The 14001-nt window shown below is 69.8% G+C and carries 13 protein-coding genes; 6 read left to right on the forward strand and 7 right to left on the reverse strand.

What is annotated here, in order from left to right; all coding sequences use genetic code 11:
- Window positions 1–2: 2 nt before the first annotated feature.
- The gene (locus OZ403_RS04490; protein WP_174258645.1) at window positions 3–1157 is read right to left on the reverse strand and encodes an esterase/lipase family protein; all 1155 of its coding nucleotides are present in this window, start codon (window positions 1155–1157) and stop codon (window positions 3–5) included.
- 134 nt (window positions 1158–1291) lie between these two features.
- On the opposite strand from OZ403_RS04490, the gene OZ403_RS04495 reads away from it, so the two are divergent.
- Complete coding sequence (locus OZ403_RS04495) at window positions 1292–3370, forward strand: S46 family peptidase (RefSeq protein WP_140787583.1); 2079 nt, start codon at window positions 1292–1294, stop codon at window positions 3368–3370.
- 129 nt (window positions 3371–3499) lie between these two features.
- Window positions 3500–5176 carry a serine/threonine-protein kinase gene (locus OZ403_RS04500; protein ID WP_268783554.1) on the forward strand — a complete coding sequence of 559 codons (1677 nt, stop codon included), beginning with the start codon at window positions 3500–3502 and terminating at the stop codon, window positions 5174–5176.
- An 8-nt stretch (window positions 5177–5184) separates the two neighbouring features.
- Here OZ403_RS04500 and OZ403_RS04505 read toward each other — a convergent pair whose 3' ends face one another.
- Complete coding sequence (locus tag OZ403_RS04505; RefSeq protein ID WP_140787587.1) at window positions 5185–5523, reverse strand: hypothetical protein; 339 nt, start codon at window positions 5521–5523, stop codon at window positions 5185–5187.
- A 408-nt stretch (window positions 5524–5931) separates the two neighbouring features.
- On the opposite strand from OZ403_RS04505, the gene OZ403_RS04510 reads away from it, so the two are divergent.
- Complete coding sequence (locus tag OZ403_RS04510) at window positions 5932–6531, forward strand: adenylate/guanylate cyclase domain-containing protein (RefSeq protein WP_140787589.1); 600 nt, start codon at window positions 5932–5934, stop codon at window positions 6529–6531.
- Window positions 6532–6582: 51 nt separating this feature from the next.
- Window positions 6583–7230, forward strand: coding sequence for a glutathione S-transferase family protein (locus tag OZ403_RS04515; RefSeq protein WP_268783555.1), 648 nt, complete (start codon window positions 6583–6585; stop codon window positions 7228–7230).
- Between the two features lie 18 nt (window positions 7231–7248).
- Here the strand turns inward: OZ403_RS04515 and OZ403_RS04520 are convergent, their stop codons facing one another.
- The 5 genes from OZ403_RS04520 to OZ403_RS04540 all read right to left on the reverse strand — a co-directional run bounded on the left by OZ403_RS04520 (window position 7249) and on the right by OZ403_RS04540 (window position 11745).
- Window positions 7249–7842 (reverse strand): hypothetical protein, encoded by a 594-nt coding sequence (locus tag OZ403_RS04520; protein ID WP_268783556.1) that lies wholly within the window; start codon window positions 7840–7842, stop codon window positions 7249–7251.
- 38 nt (window positions 7843–7880) lie between these two features.
- Window positions 7881–8705, reverse strand: a complete 825-nt coding sequence (locus OZ403_RS04525) for a glycosyltransferase family 2 protein (RefSeq protein ID WP_268783557.1) — start codon at window positions 8703–8705, stop codon at window positions 7881–7883.
- The gene (locus OZ403_RS04530) at window positions 8702–9301 is read right to left on the reverse strand and encodes an HAD family hydrolase (RefSeq protein WP_140787597.1); all 600 of its coding nucleotides are present in this window, start codon (window positions 9299–9301) and stop codon (window positions 8702–8704) included. Before OZ403_RS04530 ends, OZ403_RS04525 begins: the two co-directional genes overlap by 4 nt.
- Window positions 9302–9311: 10 nt before the next feature.
- Window positions 9312–11207, reverse strand: a complete 1896-nt coding sequence (locus OZ403_RS04535; protein WP_268783558.1) for a methyl-accepting chemotaxis protein — start codon at window positions 11205–11207, stop codon at window positions 9312–9314.
- Between the two features lie 97 nt (window positions 11208–11304).
- Complete coding sequence (locus tag OZ403_RS04540; protein WP_140787601.1) at window positions 11305–11745, reverse strand: host attachment protein; 441 nt, start codon at window positions 11743–11745, stop codon at window positions 11305–11307.
- A 195-nt stretch (window positions 11746–11940) separates the two neighbouring features.
- Here OZ403_RS04540 and OZ403_RS04545 point away from each other — a divergent pair, with 195 nt between their 5' ends.
- Window positions 11941–13149, forward strand: coding sequence for a hypothetical protein (locus tag OZ403_RS04545; RefSeq protein WP_268783559.1), 1209 nt, complete (start codon window positions 11941–11943; stop codon window positions 13147–13149).
- A gap of 5 nt (window positions 13150–13154) precedes the next feature.
- On the forward strand, window positions 13155–13946 hold the full coding sequence (locus tag OZ403_RS04550; protein WP_140853085.1) for a MopE-related protein: 792 nt from the start codon (window positions 13155–13157) through the stop codon (window positions 13944–13946).
- Window positions 13947–14001: the final 55 nt, after the last annotated feature.

The raw sequence follows: 14001 nt of genomic DNA on the forward strand, positions 1-14001 counted from the left end.
CGTCACGACCCCGTGATGCCGGGGCGCTCGTCCTCCAGCATGAAGTCGACAATGTTCTTCCACGTCGACTCGAACTGGGGCCTGCGGAAGCCGGAGCCGGAGATGAGCCAGTCCACGTGCGGGGGCTGGTGCGCGGGCTGGTCGAAGTGGCCAATCGCATCCAGGTGGTCCGCGCGCACCGCGGCGAGCACCCGGCCATGCACCTGGGAGCGCGTGGGGACGATGCCGTCACACGCCGTGGGCCCCGGCATCGCGCCATACGCCTGCACCAGCGCCGCCGTCTGCGCGGGCGTGTGCAGCGGCAGCGCGGTGAGCGGCATCCGCTGCGTCTGCCCGTACGTCAGCGCGTAGATGGTGTGCGTGAGCTGCGCGTAGGGGTCCAATCCCGCGGCCATGCGCGTGCGCAGCGACGGTGGACGCGCCTGCGTCACCACCGAGCCATACCGCACGCCGGGCCGGTCCAAGGTGCTGGCGTTGAACAGGTCGATGCCTTCCGGCGTGAGCTGCGGAATCAGCGAGGTGTCGTTGCCCACGTCGCTGAGGAACTTCGACACCGCGTCACGGCGCTCCGAGGAGAAGTCCCCCAGGAGCTGGTCATAGAGCTGGTCCAGCAGCGTGGGCTTCCACCCGAGCTGGTCATCCGCCCGCGCCAGCAGGTGTCCGAAGCGGAACACCACGCGCAGCGGCAGCCTGCCGAAGCGCAGCACGTAGACGGTGAAGAGCGACAGCAGCTTGAGGATGCGCTGTCCGAACAGGCCCATGAAGAACGTGGCCAGCGGCGTGCCCGCGTGCGGCGTGGACACGGACGTCACGGTGCGCACGCGCCTGGCGAAGGACTCCAGGTCCACGCCCTCCGCCACCTGCGCGCCGGGGCTGACGAACAGCCGCGCGTCCAGCCCGCCCGTCGAGTGGCCGATGAGGTGGATGGGCCCGTCGTCTCCAGAGGCCGTCTCCTGTACGGCCTTCAGCAGGTCCGCGGTGCGCGTGCGGATGGAGGCCGTGGGGTGGGACAGGACGATGATGACCTCCGACTCCACCTCCCTGCGGGCCAGCTCCGCCTTCAAGTAATCCAGGGCGTGGCCGAAGTAGATGAGCTCGCCCAGGTTGATGAAGCCGAAGAAACCGGGGACGAGGTAGACGCGATGCTTGCCTGGCATTGCCTCCACCATATCTGACGCGGCGCATGATACCTGTGGGGAATGCATCCTCCGCTCGGGGGTTGACGCGCGCCGGCCGTCAAGTTCAGAACCGGCAACCCCCACTCACAGTCACGACAGAAGGACGCCCGCACGTGGATCGCAGACTGCTCGCACTCGGCCTGCTCCTGTCCCTCCCCGCCTCCGCGGACGAGGGAATGTGGACCTACGACGCCTTTCCCTCCGACACGGTGAACAAGGCCTACGGCTTCACGCCCACGCAGGCGTGGTTGGACCACGTCCGCCTCGGCTCGGTGCGACTGGCCGGCGGCTGCTCCGCCAGCTTCGTGTCGCCAGAAGGCCTGGTGATGACCAATCACCACTGCATCCGCGGCTGCATCGAGGACCTGTCCTCGCCGAAGAAGGACCTGCTGGCCAAGGGCTTCTACGCGTCGAGCGCCGCGCAGGAGCTGCGCTGCCCCAAGGTGGAGGCCAACCAGCTGGTGGAGATGACGGACGTCACCGAGCGGATGAACGCGGCGACGAAGGGCCTCACCGGCGCGGCCTTCAACACCGCGCTGAAGAAGGAGACGGCCGCGGTGGAGGCGGCCTGCGCCACGTCCGGAGACGTGCGCTGTGACGTGGTGACGCTCTTCAACGGCGGCAAGTATCACCTGTACAAGTACCGCCGCTTCCAGGACGTGCGGCTCGTCTTCGCGCCCGAGTTCTCCATGGCCGCCTTCGGCGGTGACCCGGACAACTTCAACTTCCCGCGCTTCGGCTTCGACGCGGCCTTCCTGCGCGTGTGGCAGGACAACGCGCCCGCGAAGAGCCCGCACTTCCTGCCGTGGGCGAAGCAGGGCGCGAAGGAGGGTGACCTCGTCTTCGTCTCCGGCCACCCCGGTGGCACCGAGCGCAAGGCGACCATCGCCGAGCTGGAGTTCCAGCGCGACGTCAACCTGCCGTACACGCTGCTCCAGCTCGCCGAGCTGCGCGGCATGTTGCGCGAGTACGCCGGCGGTTCGGCGGAGCGCTACCGCACCACGCGCTCCATGCTGCGCGGCGTGGAGAACGGGCTGAAGGCGCTGCGCGGGCGGCACCAGTCGCTGGCGGACCCGGCGCTGCTGGCCGGCAAGCGTCAGGACGAGGCGGCGCTGCGCCAGAAGGTGGATGCCAACGCGCAGGTGAAGGCCGCCACCGACGGCGCGTGGGATGAAATCACCCAGGCGCTGGATGCGTACCGCCGCATGCTGCCCGACTACCGCATGAAGGAAGCCGGAGACGCCTATCCCTCCGAGCTCTTCCGCATGGCCCGGCACCTGGTGCGCGTGGCGGAAGAGAAGGACCGGCCCAACGCGGAGCGGCTGCGCGAGTACACCCAGTCCCAGCTCCCCACGCTGGAGCAGCAGCTGCTGCGCGACGCGCCGATTACGCCCGAACTGGACCAGGCGCTGCTGACGTTCGGCCTCACCCGCGTGCGCGAGACGCTGGGCGCGGATGATTCCTTCGTCCAGTTGGTGCTCGGACGCGAGGCGCCCGCGGACCTGGCGCGCAGCCTGGTGCGTGGCACGAAGCTGCGGGACGTGAAGGTGCGCGCCGCGCTGCTCAAGGGCGGCAAGGCCGCGGTGGAGGCCTCCAAGGACCCGATGATTCTCTTCGCGCGCAAGGTGGACGCGGAGTCCCGCGCGGCGCGCAAGCGCTACGAGGACACCGTGGAGGCGGTGCTCAAGCGCAACGGCGAGCGCATCGCCAAGGCGCACCTCGCGGTGTACGGCACCTCCGGCTATCCGGACGCCACCTTCACCCTCCGCCTCAACCCGGGGCAGGTGAAGGGCTGGGACGAGAATGGCCGCCCCGTGGCGGCGCTCACCACCTTTGGCGGCGCGTATGAGCGGCACACCGGCAAGGAGCCGTACAAGCTCCCGGACACCTGGCTGAAGGCGCGTGGCAAGGTGCCACCCCAGACGCCGTTCGACGTGGCCACCACCAACGACATCATCGGCGGCAACTCCGGCTCGCCCCTGGTGGACCGTGACGGGCGCGTGGTGGGGCTCATCTTCGACGGAAACCTGCACTCGCTGGGGGGCCGCTATGCCTACGTCCCTGAGACGAACCGCGCGGTCGCCGTGCACGGAGAGGGCATCCTGGCGGGCCTGGAGCACGTCTACGGGGCCAGGCGCGTGGTAGACGAGCTGCGCACAGCCAGCGACGCCGCAGTCGTTCCCGCGAAGTAGTCGCGGTTCTCAAGACCTGAGAGGTCTTGTGGATTGGATTTGGGCTTTCTGAACGCCTTGGCCGCAGTGGCCAAGGCATGTCAGAGGGAGCAGGATAGAATCCGGTTCAAAGCTGAAAACCGGTTACTCATGGCTCCCTCCAAACCCAGTGACATTCCCCTCGGCACGGTGCTGAGGGAGACCTATGAGATTGCAGGCGTCCTCGGCCGAGGTGGCATGGGGACCGTCTTCCTGGCCAACCACCTGCGGCTGCGCGGACGGCAGGTGGCCATCAAGGTGTTGCGCCACGACGCGGGCATGGGGGCCGAGGCCTTCGTGCGCTTCCGGCGCGAGGCGGAGATTGCCTCGAAGCTGGGGCACCCCAACATCGTCGAGGTGCTCGACTTCGACAGCCTCGAGGACGGCTCGCCCTACATGGTGATGGAGTGCCTGCGCGGCATGCCGCTGTCGCGCAGGCTGCGCAAGGGACCGATGACGCTGGAGGAGGTGTTCTCCTGCGCGCGGCAGATGGGCTCGGCGCTCCAGGCCGCGCACCGCGCGGGCATCGTCCACCGCGACCTCAAGCCGGGAAACGTGTTCCTCGTGCCCACCGAGGTGGGCGGCGTGATGATGGAGCATGTGAAGTTGCTCGACTTCGGCATCTCCAAGGTCATCGACTCGCAGAGCGTGCACACGCAGGGCGGCATCCTGCTGGGCACGCCGCAGTACATGGCGCCCGAGCAGGCCACCGGGAAGAACGGCGAGGTGGACCCGCGCACGGACATCTTCGCCTTCGGGTGCCTCGTCTACGAGATGCTGGCGCGTCGGCTTCCGTTCCGGGACAACGGCAACCTTCCGGAGCTCATCTACCGCATTGTCTATGATCCGCCGGAGCCCCTGGAGGCGTTGGTGCCGGGCCTGCCGGACCACGTCATCGCGGCGGTGGAGAAGTCGTTGGAGAAGCGCCCGGAGGACCGCTTCCCGGACGTGGCCAGCTTCATCTTCGCGCTGACGGGGCGCGCGCTCCAGACGATGGGCGAGGTGCCGATGCTCACGCCGCTGAGCACGCCGCAGCTCGCGGTGGAGCTGGCTCCGGAGTCGAAGCCGGAGACGGTGCCCGGCAGGCGCTCGGGACGCGGGACGAACGACGAAGACGCGAAGCCACAGGACGGGAACCCGCCATTCCGGGAGTCGGAGACGGTCAGCCTGGCCGCGCCGGTGCCCGCGGTGGTCCCGCCCCACGACGCCGCGACCATCGCCGAGGCGATGCCCTTGCCGGAGATGGAGGCGCCCCCGCCTCGGCCCGTCGTGGCGCCCGCGGACGTCGTGCCCGCGCCCATCGCCCGTTCGCCCGTGGCGAGGCCGCACTCCGCGGCGTCTCCGGGGCCCAAGCGGACGCAAGGGGAACCCCCGCTGGAGAAACCCCTCGCACCTGCTCCGTTGCCGCGCCGCACTGACGCGCCACCCCCACGTCCGCCAGCAGGGGACGCGCAGGCCGGTGCCGCGTCACCGAAGGTGGTCCCCGCACCCATCGCGCGGGCGCCCGTGGCAGGGGGCCCGTCCGCGCCTGGCGCTGCCCGGAATGGACCGCCCTCGCCAGGCGCGGGCGCGGTGGGGTCGACCGTGTTGCTGCATTCGAAGACGGGCGTGGCCCAGTCCGCCTCGCCGGGCGTGCTCGCCGCCCAGCCAAAACGGAAGCTGACGCCGCTCACGGTGGCGATGATGGTGGCGCTCGTCGCCGCCGTGGCCTTCGCCGTGTGGCCACGGCCGGATCCACGCGTGGAGGCGTCCGGAAATCGCGCCGCGCCCGCTGCTGGCGCGGAGTAGCGTCCTCCCTACGTGGAGGCGTCAGGTGCGATGACCGAGAGTGTCTCGAGCGCGAGGCCGTGCTCGGGCTGAATCCAGAACGTGCCTCGCCCCTCGGGCGACCAGCCGAGCCTCCTGGCCAGCAGGATGGCCTCGCGGGCGTCACGTGGCAGGGCGGCCGAGTCATCCGTCATGCCGTTGCCTTTCCCCTCGAGGTTCACCGCCAGCGTGGGACCGACCTTCCGGTCCTCCTCCGTCTGGAACCAGGCGCGGATCCGGACGACCCGGACGCCAGACACGTAGCGCCAGTCCCCGACCCACGCGTACGCCAGGCCGTCGACCACCAGCTTCCGGTGCTTCTTCTTCACGGTACTGAACCCTCCGGCGCCCCTCGAATATCAGCCTGTCAGGACCCCGTGGGGCCGTGCCCTGTCAGGACTCGGACCGAACCCGACCTGCTGAGTTCGAGGCCCGACACGCCCGGACAGGACGCAGCAGGGCGTTGGTGCGGCGCGTCAGGGATTACGTATCCTGATGAGGACTGACACGTCGGTTCCTGTCATGTCGAACACCGAGCGTATGCGGGCACAGGGAGGGCAAGGGGCCCTCGGGGGGAGCCTGTCATCGCCGGTGGACCCACCGTGTACGGCCACGTCCCCCCGGGGCGGACGGCCGTCCAGGGCCCGGTTCCAGCCGGGAGGGGGGCTCGGCTGGGACCGGGGGCCCTGTGTGATGTAGCATCGCTGACAGTGCCGGGGGGAAAGGGGAGATGCGCGATGGTGGTGGAGGCTCCAGAACCCGGGAAACTATCGGCGATTCTCTTCACGGGCATTGAAGGCCCTGATGGGCTCTCATGGCGTGACGAATCGCTCCAGAACGACATGCGGGATGAGCATGCGCTGCTCGTCCGTGAGTTGTTGCCGCGCCATGGAGGGCGCGAGGTGAAGCGGCTGGAGGATGGCTTCCTCCTGGAGTTCGAGGGCGGCCCCGCGGCGGTGGACTTCGGTCTGGAATTGCAGCGCGTCCTGGACGCCCGAAATGGAGACGTGTCCGCCGAGCGCCGGGTCGTCCTCCGTGTGGGTGTCCACCTGGGCATGGTGGTCCACCGCGACGGTGACGTGTTTGGAGAAGGCGTCAACCTGGCCGCGCGCATCGAGGCGCTGGCCCGTCCCGGCACGCTCTATGTCAGCGAGACGGTGGCGCGTCAGGTGGAAGGCCGCCTGGCTTCACCGCCGGTTCGCCTGGGCCGTGGCGAGATGAAGAACATCCGGTTGCCCGTGGCCGTCTACCGCATCGACCCGCCCGAGCACCGCCGCCGGATGCCGCTGCTGTCGCGCATGCGCTCCTTCTGGGGGCGCCGGAGCGCGGCGAACTGACGCGCACAAGCGCGGGCGGGCCTGGGCGAGCGGCGTTATAGAGGCCGCCCCATGCCCCAGCTCACGCTCGTCGTCGGTTCGAAGAACTACTCATCCTGGTCCCTGCGGCCCTACCTCGCGCTGGCCCACACGGGACAGCCCTTCCAGGAGGTAGTGATTCCGCTGGCTGCACCGGACACTGATGACCGGATTGCCCGGTACTCCCCCAGCAAGCGCGTGCCGGTGCTCCAGCACGGCGACCTGACCATCTGGGACTCGCTGGCCATCTGTGAGTACCTCGCGGAGGCCTTCCCCCAGGCCCAGCTGTGGCCCCAGGACACGGCGGCTCGCGCGGTGGCCCGCGCCGTCACCGCGGAGATGCACTCCGGCTTCAGCGCGCTCCGGCAGCACATGAACATGAACCTGCGCGCGCGCAGCCCGGGCAAGGGCCGTGCGCCCGGCGTGGCGGAGGACATCGCCCGCATCCAGGCCCTCTGGAATGACTGTCGCGGCCGCTTCGGCCAGGGCGGGCCCTTCCTCTTCGGCCGCTTCTCCATCGCGGATGCCTTCTACGCGCCCGTCGTCACCCGCTTCGTCACCTACGACGTGGCGCTGGACGCGGTGAGCGCGGCCTACCGCGACGCGGTGCTCGCGCTGCCCGCGCTCCAGAAGTGGACCGAGGAAGGCCGGAGCGAGCCCGGCATCCCGAAGTACGAATGAGCCTTCGCTCCAAGCGCGCTACCTGCTCGCGGGGGCCGGCGTCACCTCTTCGATTCGGGTGGCGCCGTCCTGGTCCACCGCGAGCTTCAGGTGGGGCGTGCCCTTCGCATCATGCAGGACGATGCTCGCCACGCCCTCCTCCACGCCGATGACGATGCGCTCCTTCCAGTCGTGCCGGAAGGTGATATTGGGCTTGCCCTGGATGAGCCCCATGCACATCGCCTCGTAGCCTTCCTCGCTGTCGAAGCAGAGGCCGTTTATGCCGATGCTGTCGAGCATCCCGAGCCCGCCGACCTCCTGGCCGGACGCGTTCATGAACTGGATGCCGTAGGCCGTCACCGCGCGCTTGAGCCCCTTGGGGTCGGGCATGGGCGCCGCGATGCGGATGCGCGCCTGACCGTGCTCGTCGACGATGTTCAGCTCACGCACGGACAGCGACGCGGCAGCGGGGGCGGTGTTCACGCTCGTGCACGCGCCGAGCAGACCCAGGGCGCAGCAGCCCGCCCACATCGACAACCGGGGGAGAAGGGAAGGGGACATCGCGAGCAGACCTTTCGGAGGACGTCGGGGGAAGGACGCCACCGTAGGGAGCCCGCACACCGCCAGGGCCATGGCGGTGCGGTCGTTTCGTCACGCTTCGGTCATGGCTGTCAGCCCAGCGCGCCGTCGCGCACGCGCGCGAACAGCGCGTCGTAGCGGCCTTCCGCGTAGAGCCGCACCAACTCCGGGTAGCGGCCCTGGCGCAGCTCGCGCAGGTACGCGTACTTCGTGGCGTGGTAACCCGCCACCGCCCATGCCAGGCGGGAGGCCTCCGCGCCGCCGCGCCACAGCGCCCCCTTCAGCAGACAGTCACGCGCCCAGGATGCCAGGCGTTGCACGCCCACGGGCTTGAGGCCGCGCTGCTCGGCATGGGCGCGCAGGGCCCACAGCAGGGCATAACGGTCCTCCTTCTGCGCGCGGTACTCCACCGACGTGGCGAAGCGGTGCTCGATGAAGGCGTGGACGCGTCCGCCCGCCAGCTTCGGCAGGGCCTCGTGGACAATCTGCTCCGGCCGCCACACGGCCTTGTCCCGGCGCACCAGCCGCGCTCGCCACTGCGTCCGGTAGCGGAAGCGGTGCGCTCCCAGCTCGGCCCAGTCGCGGCGGGGCAGCCGGTACACGGCCTCCGTGGGCGAAGAGGCCTTCCACGCTCGCAGTGTCTCCACCGCCTCGGGTCCCAGCAGCTCGTCCGAGTCGAGGAAGAAGACGTAGTCACAGGGCGCCAGGGCGTTCACCGCGGCCTCGCGCGCGGCGCCGTAGCCCCGCCACGTATGGGACACGGAGCGCGCGCCCAGCGAACGCACCAGCTCCGCTGAGCCATCCGTGGCCCCGGAGTCCAGCGCCACCACGTCATCGCAGAGCGCCAGCAGCCCGCGCAGGCACGGCTCCAGCGTGTCCCGGTTGTTCCGGTGCAGGACGTATCCGCTCAGCTTCATAGACCCAGGGCCTTGAGCTGCGCGTCGAAGGCATCGGCGGTGGTGAAGAGCCGGCCTTGAATCCCCACGGCCTCGGCGGCCTGGACGAATTCGGGCAGGTCGTCGAAGAAGACGGCCTCCTCCGGGGCGCAGCCCACGCCCGCCAGCGCGAGCCGGAAGATGTCCGGCTCCGGCTTCACGTGGCCCACCTCGCAGCTCATCACCACGCTGTCGAAGCGCTGGAGCACCGGCAGCAGCGGGCGCAGGTAGGCGACGTGCAGCGCGTTGGTGTTGGACACCAGCCCCACGCGCACCCGGCCCAAGAGCGACTCCACGCGAGGCAACACGGCGTCATGCAGCGTGAAGTGGCTGCTCCACAGCGGGGCGAACTCCGCCATGGGCAGGTCCACGTCCAGCGCGCGGCACACGTCCTGGCGGATGCCCTCCGCGCCCAGCACGCCCCGGTTGGCGTCCGTCCACCCCGCGCCCGTCAGCCGCCGGGCCACCTCCGCGGCCTCCAGGCCCGCGCGGGCACCCAGCCGGGAGAAGAGCAGGGTGTTGTCGTGGAAGACGAGGACGTTGCCCAGGTCCAGCAGCACTGCCTTCACCTGCGCCATGCATGCTCCTTCAGATGCGATAAGCGCGGGCCACGTCCTGCATCTGCTCGGACACATCCTGGAGCAGCTTCGCCGCCCGGGTAGTGGCCGCCAGGCTCTCCTGGGTGTCGTTCATCATGGAGGACAGGTCCGTGACCGCGCTGAAAATCTGGGCGATGCCCGCGTTCTGCTGACTCACCGCGCCGGCAATCTGCCGCACCGCGGTGGCGTTGTCCTGGATGATGGCGGCCAGCTCCTTCAGCCGCTCGCCGGTGCCGCGCACCTGCTCCAGGCCGCTCTCCATATGCGTGTAGCCCTGCTCCGTCATCTTCGCGGTGGAGAGGATGGCGCTGCTCAAATCGCCCAGGATTTCGCGCACCCGGTCCGTGGCCTGGATGGACTGGTCCGCCAGGCTGCGAATCTCGCGCGCCACCACGCCAAAGCCCTTGCCGTGCTCGCCGGAGCGGACGGACTCGATGGCTGCGTTGAGCGCCAGCATGTTGGACTGGTCCGCCAGGTCCTTCACTGTCTGGGTGATTCCGCCAATCTGCTGCGTGCGCTCGTTGAGCTGGGCGATGCGCTCCGTCATCTGCTCGGCCTGGGACAGGATTTCGGAGAAGCCGCCCAGGCTGTCCCGGATGGCCCCTTCGCCCGCGCGTCCCACCTCTTCAGCCATGGAGGCGCGCTTGAGCACGTCCTCCGCCTTCTCCGAGGCCAGCATCGACGTCTGCTTGATTTCCTGCGCCGTCACCTGCGTCTGCTGGAGGGCCGCGGCCTGACGGGCCACGTTGCGCTCCTGCTGCGTCGACGCCGTCTGCAGCTCCGCCACCGTCTCACTGAGCACTCGCGTGCCGGTGTGCAGGCTCTGCGCCGTCTCCCGCAGCTGGAACACCAGCAGGCCGAAGGCGCCGGCCAGCTCGCCCACCTCGTCGTTGCCGGCCTTCACGTCCAGCGTCTGCGTGAGGTCGCCCTCGCTCACCAGCCGCGTCACCGCCGCGCGCAGGGCCAGCACGGGACCGGAGATGCGGTGCGACAGCAGCCACGCGCCCACGACGGCCAGCACGATGAAACCCACCGCCATCAACAGCGCCACCCGGCTCACGCGCACCACCGGGGCGTAGGCCTCCGCCGGGTCCACGCGCGCCACGAAGTGCCAGCCGTCGGCCACGTCGCGCACGTCCGTGCCGTTGACGGCCGTGACGGCCAGCAGCGCGTCATTGCCCTGGGCGTTCGCGCCGCGCGAGTCGTACATCGGCGTGCCGTCCGGCCGCTGGAGGGTAATCGCGAAGCTCTTCAGTGCGCGCTGATGGGCACGGGCCAGCGCCGGTTGCACCAACTGGTCCACGTGCGCCCAGTCGAAGGCGGCCAGCAGCACACCCATCCGGTGCTTGGAGACCGGGTCCAGCACCGGGAAGGCCAGCGACAGCACGTGGCCGGTGAAGATGGGGTGCTCCTCGGTGATGCCCTCGCTGCTGGTGCGCCCCTGCTGGGCCTCCGCGAACCAGGGGCTGCGCCGCACCTCGTCCTGCCGGCGCAGGTATTCGTCGCGCAGGGCGGGGGTATTGGCGGAGATGGCGCGGCCGGTGTCGTCGAAGACGACGATGCCGTTGAGGGTGAGGTAGCGGCTCTGGAGCACGCCGAGCATGGCGTCGGCGGGCGACACGTCACCCCGCAGCGCGGCACGGACCGCGGGGTCCTCGGCCCAGCCGCGGGCGCTCGCCTCCCGTTCGGCCAGCGTCGACTCCAGCAGGTCCTTCACGCCTTCGGCCTCGCTCAGCAGCGACGCGTGAATCTGCTCTTCCATCACCTGCCGCGCGCTACGGGCCTGGAGCCAGGTCAGCGTCAGCAGCGGGACGACCGACAGCAGCGTCGCGTAGAGCGTGAGGCGTCCACGAAGGGACTGGGTTCCAGGAAGAGAAAGGGCCATGTGGCGCGGCGGGCAGCGTGCGGGGGCCTCCCAGAAAGGTCGGCTCCCGTCCTATAGCAGAGCCCCGCGTCTCCAGGGCACCCCCGCGCCTGCCTGCTCAGATGACAGGCACCCGGTTGGGCAGCTCCTTCGCCGGGACGTTGGAGTAGTCCGAGTCCACGTCCAGGAGGACGCGCTGCCGGACCCGGGCGCTCAGCGAGCGGCGAATCCTCCCCAGGAATCCCGGCGGCGCCGCGATGACCAGCTTGTCGAAGTCGTGCCGGTCATGTGCCTTGTCCAGGAACACGGACAGCTCGCGGGCGAAGCGGTCGTGCTCCAACTCCCGTCGCCCATTGGGCTCGTTCTCCGCCGGCGGGCCGTGCAGGGTGCCGGCATTGGGGTTGTCCGCCTGCTCAATCAGCTCTGCCTGACGGGCCCGACTCTCGTCGTGGTGGAACTCCTCCACCAGCCGCCAGTCCTCTTCCGCCTTCGCGTCCGTCGCGAAGAGGCGGGCCCGGCTTGCGTTCCCCACCAGAATCCAGAGCGTCCCATTCGCCATGTCGTGCATCTCCTTGCGCTATAGAGTGGGAGATGCGGACCCCTCGGGGCCAAGGCAAGCTTCCCCAGACGAGCCGCACGCCCGCCGAGCGCAGGGCAGGCAGCCAGACCGCGCGCCATTGACGGGTTTTGCGGGGACTGAGGGCGCCACGGGCGCCTCATTCCGTTGCGCGGAGCGTCGCGATACAAGGGGGCCATGCGTATTCCCGTTGCTCCCGTCACCGCCCTGCTGGCGCTCGCGCTGCTGGCTGCTCCCTCGTGGGCTCAGGAGCAGGGTGGGTTGGGTCTGGACCTCACCTCGGACGCCCCCGCCGAGCAGCAGGGAATGGACATTGGGTTGGACCTGCGTCCCAGCAATCCCAACGCGGACCTGCTGCCTCGCTTCGCGTTGGTGGGGCTCTACGCGACAGAGCGCGCGGGCGCGCAGCAGGCGTCGAGCTGGGTGGAGGCCCTGGCGCGCGGGGCGCTGTCCTCCGCCATGGTGGCGCAGGCGTCGGACCTGGTGGAGACGCGTGAGCGGCTGGCGGAGGGCCACGACGCGGCGGTGCGCTGCGCGGAGGCCGCGTGCTTCGCCGAGCCCGCGGAGTTGCTGGACGCGGACCTGCTGACCACCGCGCGTCTGTCTTTGGAGGACGCGGGCTGGACGTTGCGGACGTGGACCTACGACAGGGACAGCCGCGTGGTGCACGAGGACTTCGTGACGGGGCGCAACCCTCGCGACGAGGACTTCGTGAACGAAGCCGCCGCGATGCTGTCCAAGAGCCTGACGGCGTTGGCCCGTCCTCGCGCGATGCTGACGGTGAACGTCAACGTGCCGCAGGCGGTGGTGAAGGTGGGCGAGCGCATCGTGGGCGTGGGCAGCGTGGAGGTGCGCCAGGCGCCCGGTCCGGTGGTGTTGGAGGTGTCCGCGGACGAGTACGGCACCCACGCGCGCACCCTGGAGCTCAAGCCCGGCGCACGCGAGACGGTGGACGTCATGCTGGAGATTTCCGGCCCGGCGCCGGATGGGCCTCCCGATGATTCCGTGGCTGGCGTGGCGTCTTCCCGGAAGGCGCCTCGCAAGTCCCTGTTCAAGCGGCCCGCCCTCTACACGGCGCTGCTGGGGCTGGCGGCGGTGGGCGCGGGTGTGGTGATGGGCATGGCCGCCAAGGACGTGGAGAAGCGCGGGGGCGACGCGGATGGGGATGGCGTGTTCGACGTCACCCGCAAGGAGCGGCTGGACGCGCAGTCGCAGGCGAACCTGGCCACGGCGCTGCTGGTGGGCGGCGGCGCGGTGACGGCGGGCAGCGTGGCGTGGCTGGTGGTGGTGCCCGCGCGCAGCGCGCCCGCATCGACGTCCGTGGCGCCTGGAAGCAGCGGCGGCGCCTCCACGTCCCTGCACCTCATGGTCGGCGGGAGTTTCTAGAGCCTATGAAGACCTTCGAATCCCGGCTGCGCGTGTGGTGTGGCCTGTTGCTCGTCGCGGGCGCGGTGGGCTGTACGGTGAATTTCCCGGACGACGTGCCCTACACGTGCACGGAGACCGCCGACTGCGGCGGTGACGGCTATGTCTGCACGTCCCTGCCAGACAACGGGCCGCGGTACTGCTGCCTGCCGGACCCCGCGGAAGTCTGCAACGGCCTGGACGACGACTGCGACGGCCTGGTCGATAACCTGGAGACAGCCTGCTACACGGGGCCGGAAGGCACGCTCGACGTGGGTCTCTGTCACGCCGGTGAGTCTATCTGTACCCGGGATGCGAGCATCGCATGCGTGGGGGAGGTGCTGCCCGGCCTCGAAACCTGCAACGGCCTGGATGACGATTGCGACGGGGCGGTGGACGAGGACTTCGACCTGAAGACGGACCCGGGCCACTGCGGCGCCTGCAACAATGACTGTTCCTTCCTCCAGGACTGCGTGAATGGCGAGTGCGTGCGCCGGCAGGAGTTGGACTGCGCCAACGGTCAGGACGACGACGGGGACGGCTTCACGGACTGCCAGGACCGCGCGGACTGCGACGGCCAGTCGTGTGGTTCGCAGTGCGTGTGCCAGGGGGGCTCGAAGACGGAGACGAGCTGCACCAACGGCGAGGATGATGACGGGGACGGGCTCGTGGACTGCGCGGACCGCGCGGACTGCCCCACAAATACGCAGTGCGGGCCTCTCAGGTCGGCTGACGAAAACGATTATCCTCGCTGCCAGGTGAACGGAGTCTGTCTGTGATGAATCCGGCTCCCGCGCGTCACTGTCCGCCATCCCGCAATCACCGAGGGTGGGT

Origin of the sequence: Myxococcus sp. NMCA1, from assembly GCF_026810205.1 — a bacterium.
In the GTDB taxonomy this organism is placed as follows: domain Bacteria; phylum Myxococcota; class Myxococcia; order Myxococcales; family Myxococcaceae; genus Myxococcus; species Myxococcus xanthus_A.

What these genes read in the sequence shown, in the direction of transcription:
- OZ403_RS04510 (WP_140787589.1), top strand. Translation starts at nt 5,932, where the DNA reads ATGGTGGTGGAGGCTCCAGAACCCGGGAAACTATCGGCGATTCTCTTC.
- OZ403_RS04540 (WP_140787601.1), bottom strand. Translation starts at nt 11,745, where the DNA reads ATGGCGAATGGGACGCTCTGGATTCTGGTGGGGAACGCAAGCCGGGCC.
- OZ403_RS04520 (WP_268783556.1), bottom strand. Translation starts at nt 7,842, where the DNA reads ATGGCCCTGGCGGTGTGCGGGCTCCCTACGGTGGCGTCCTTCCCCCGA.
- OZ403_RS04545 (WP_268783559.1), top strand. Translation starts at nt 11,941, where the DNA reads ATGCGTATTCCCGTTGCTCCCGTCACCGCCCTGCTGGCGCTCGCGCTG.
- OZ403_RS04530 (WP_140787597.1), bottom strand. Translation starts at nt 9,301, where the DNA reads ATGGCGCAGGTGAAGGCAGTGCTGCTGGACCTGGGCAACGTCCTCGTC.
- OZ403_RS04550 (WP_140853085.1), top strand. Translation starts at nt 13,155, where the DNA reads ATGAAGACCTTCGAATCCCGGCTGCGCGTGTGGTGTGGCCTGTTGCTC.
- OZ403_RS04535 (WP_268783558.1), bottom strand. Translation starts at nt 11,207, where the DNA reads ATGGCCCTTTCTCTTCCTGGAACCCAGTCCCTTCGTGGACGCCTCACG.
- OZ403_RS04490 (WP_174258645.1), bottom strand. Translation starts at nt 1,157, where the DNA reads ATGCCAGGCAAGCATCGCGTCTACCTCGTCCCCGGTTTCTTCGGCTTC.
- OZ403_RS04525 (WP_268783557.1), bottom strand. Translation starts at nt 8,705, where the DNA reads ATGAAGCTGAGCGGATACGTCCTGCACCGGAACAACCGGGACACGCTG.
- OZ403_RS04515 (WP_268783555.1), top strand. Translation starts at nt 6,583, where the DNA reads ATGCCCCAGCTCACGCTCGTCGTCGGTTCGAAGAACTACTCATCCTGG.
- OZ403_RS04500 (WP_268783554.1), top strand. Translation starts at nt 3,500, where the DNA reads ATGGCTCCCTCCAAACCCAGTGACATTCCCCTCGGCACGGTGCTGAGG.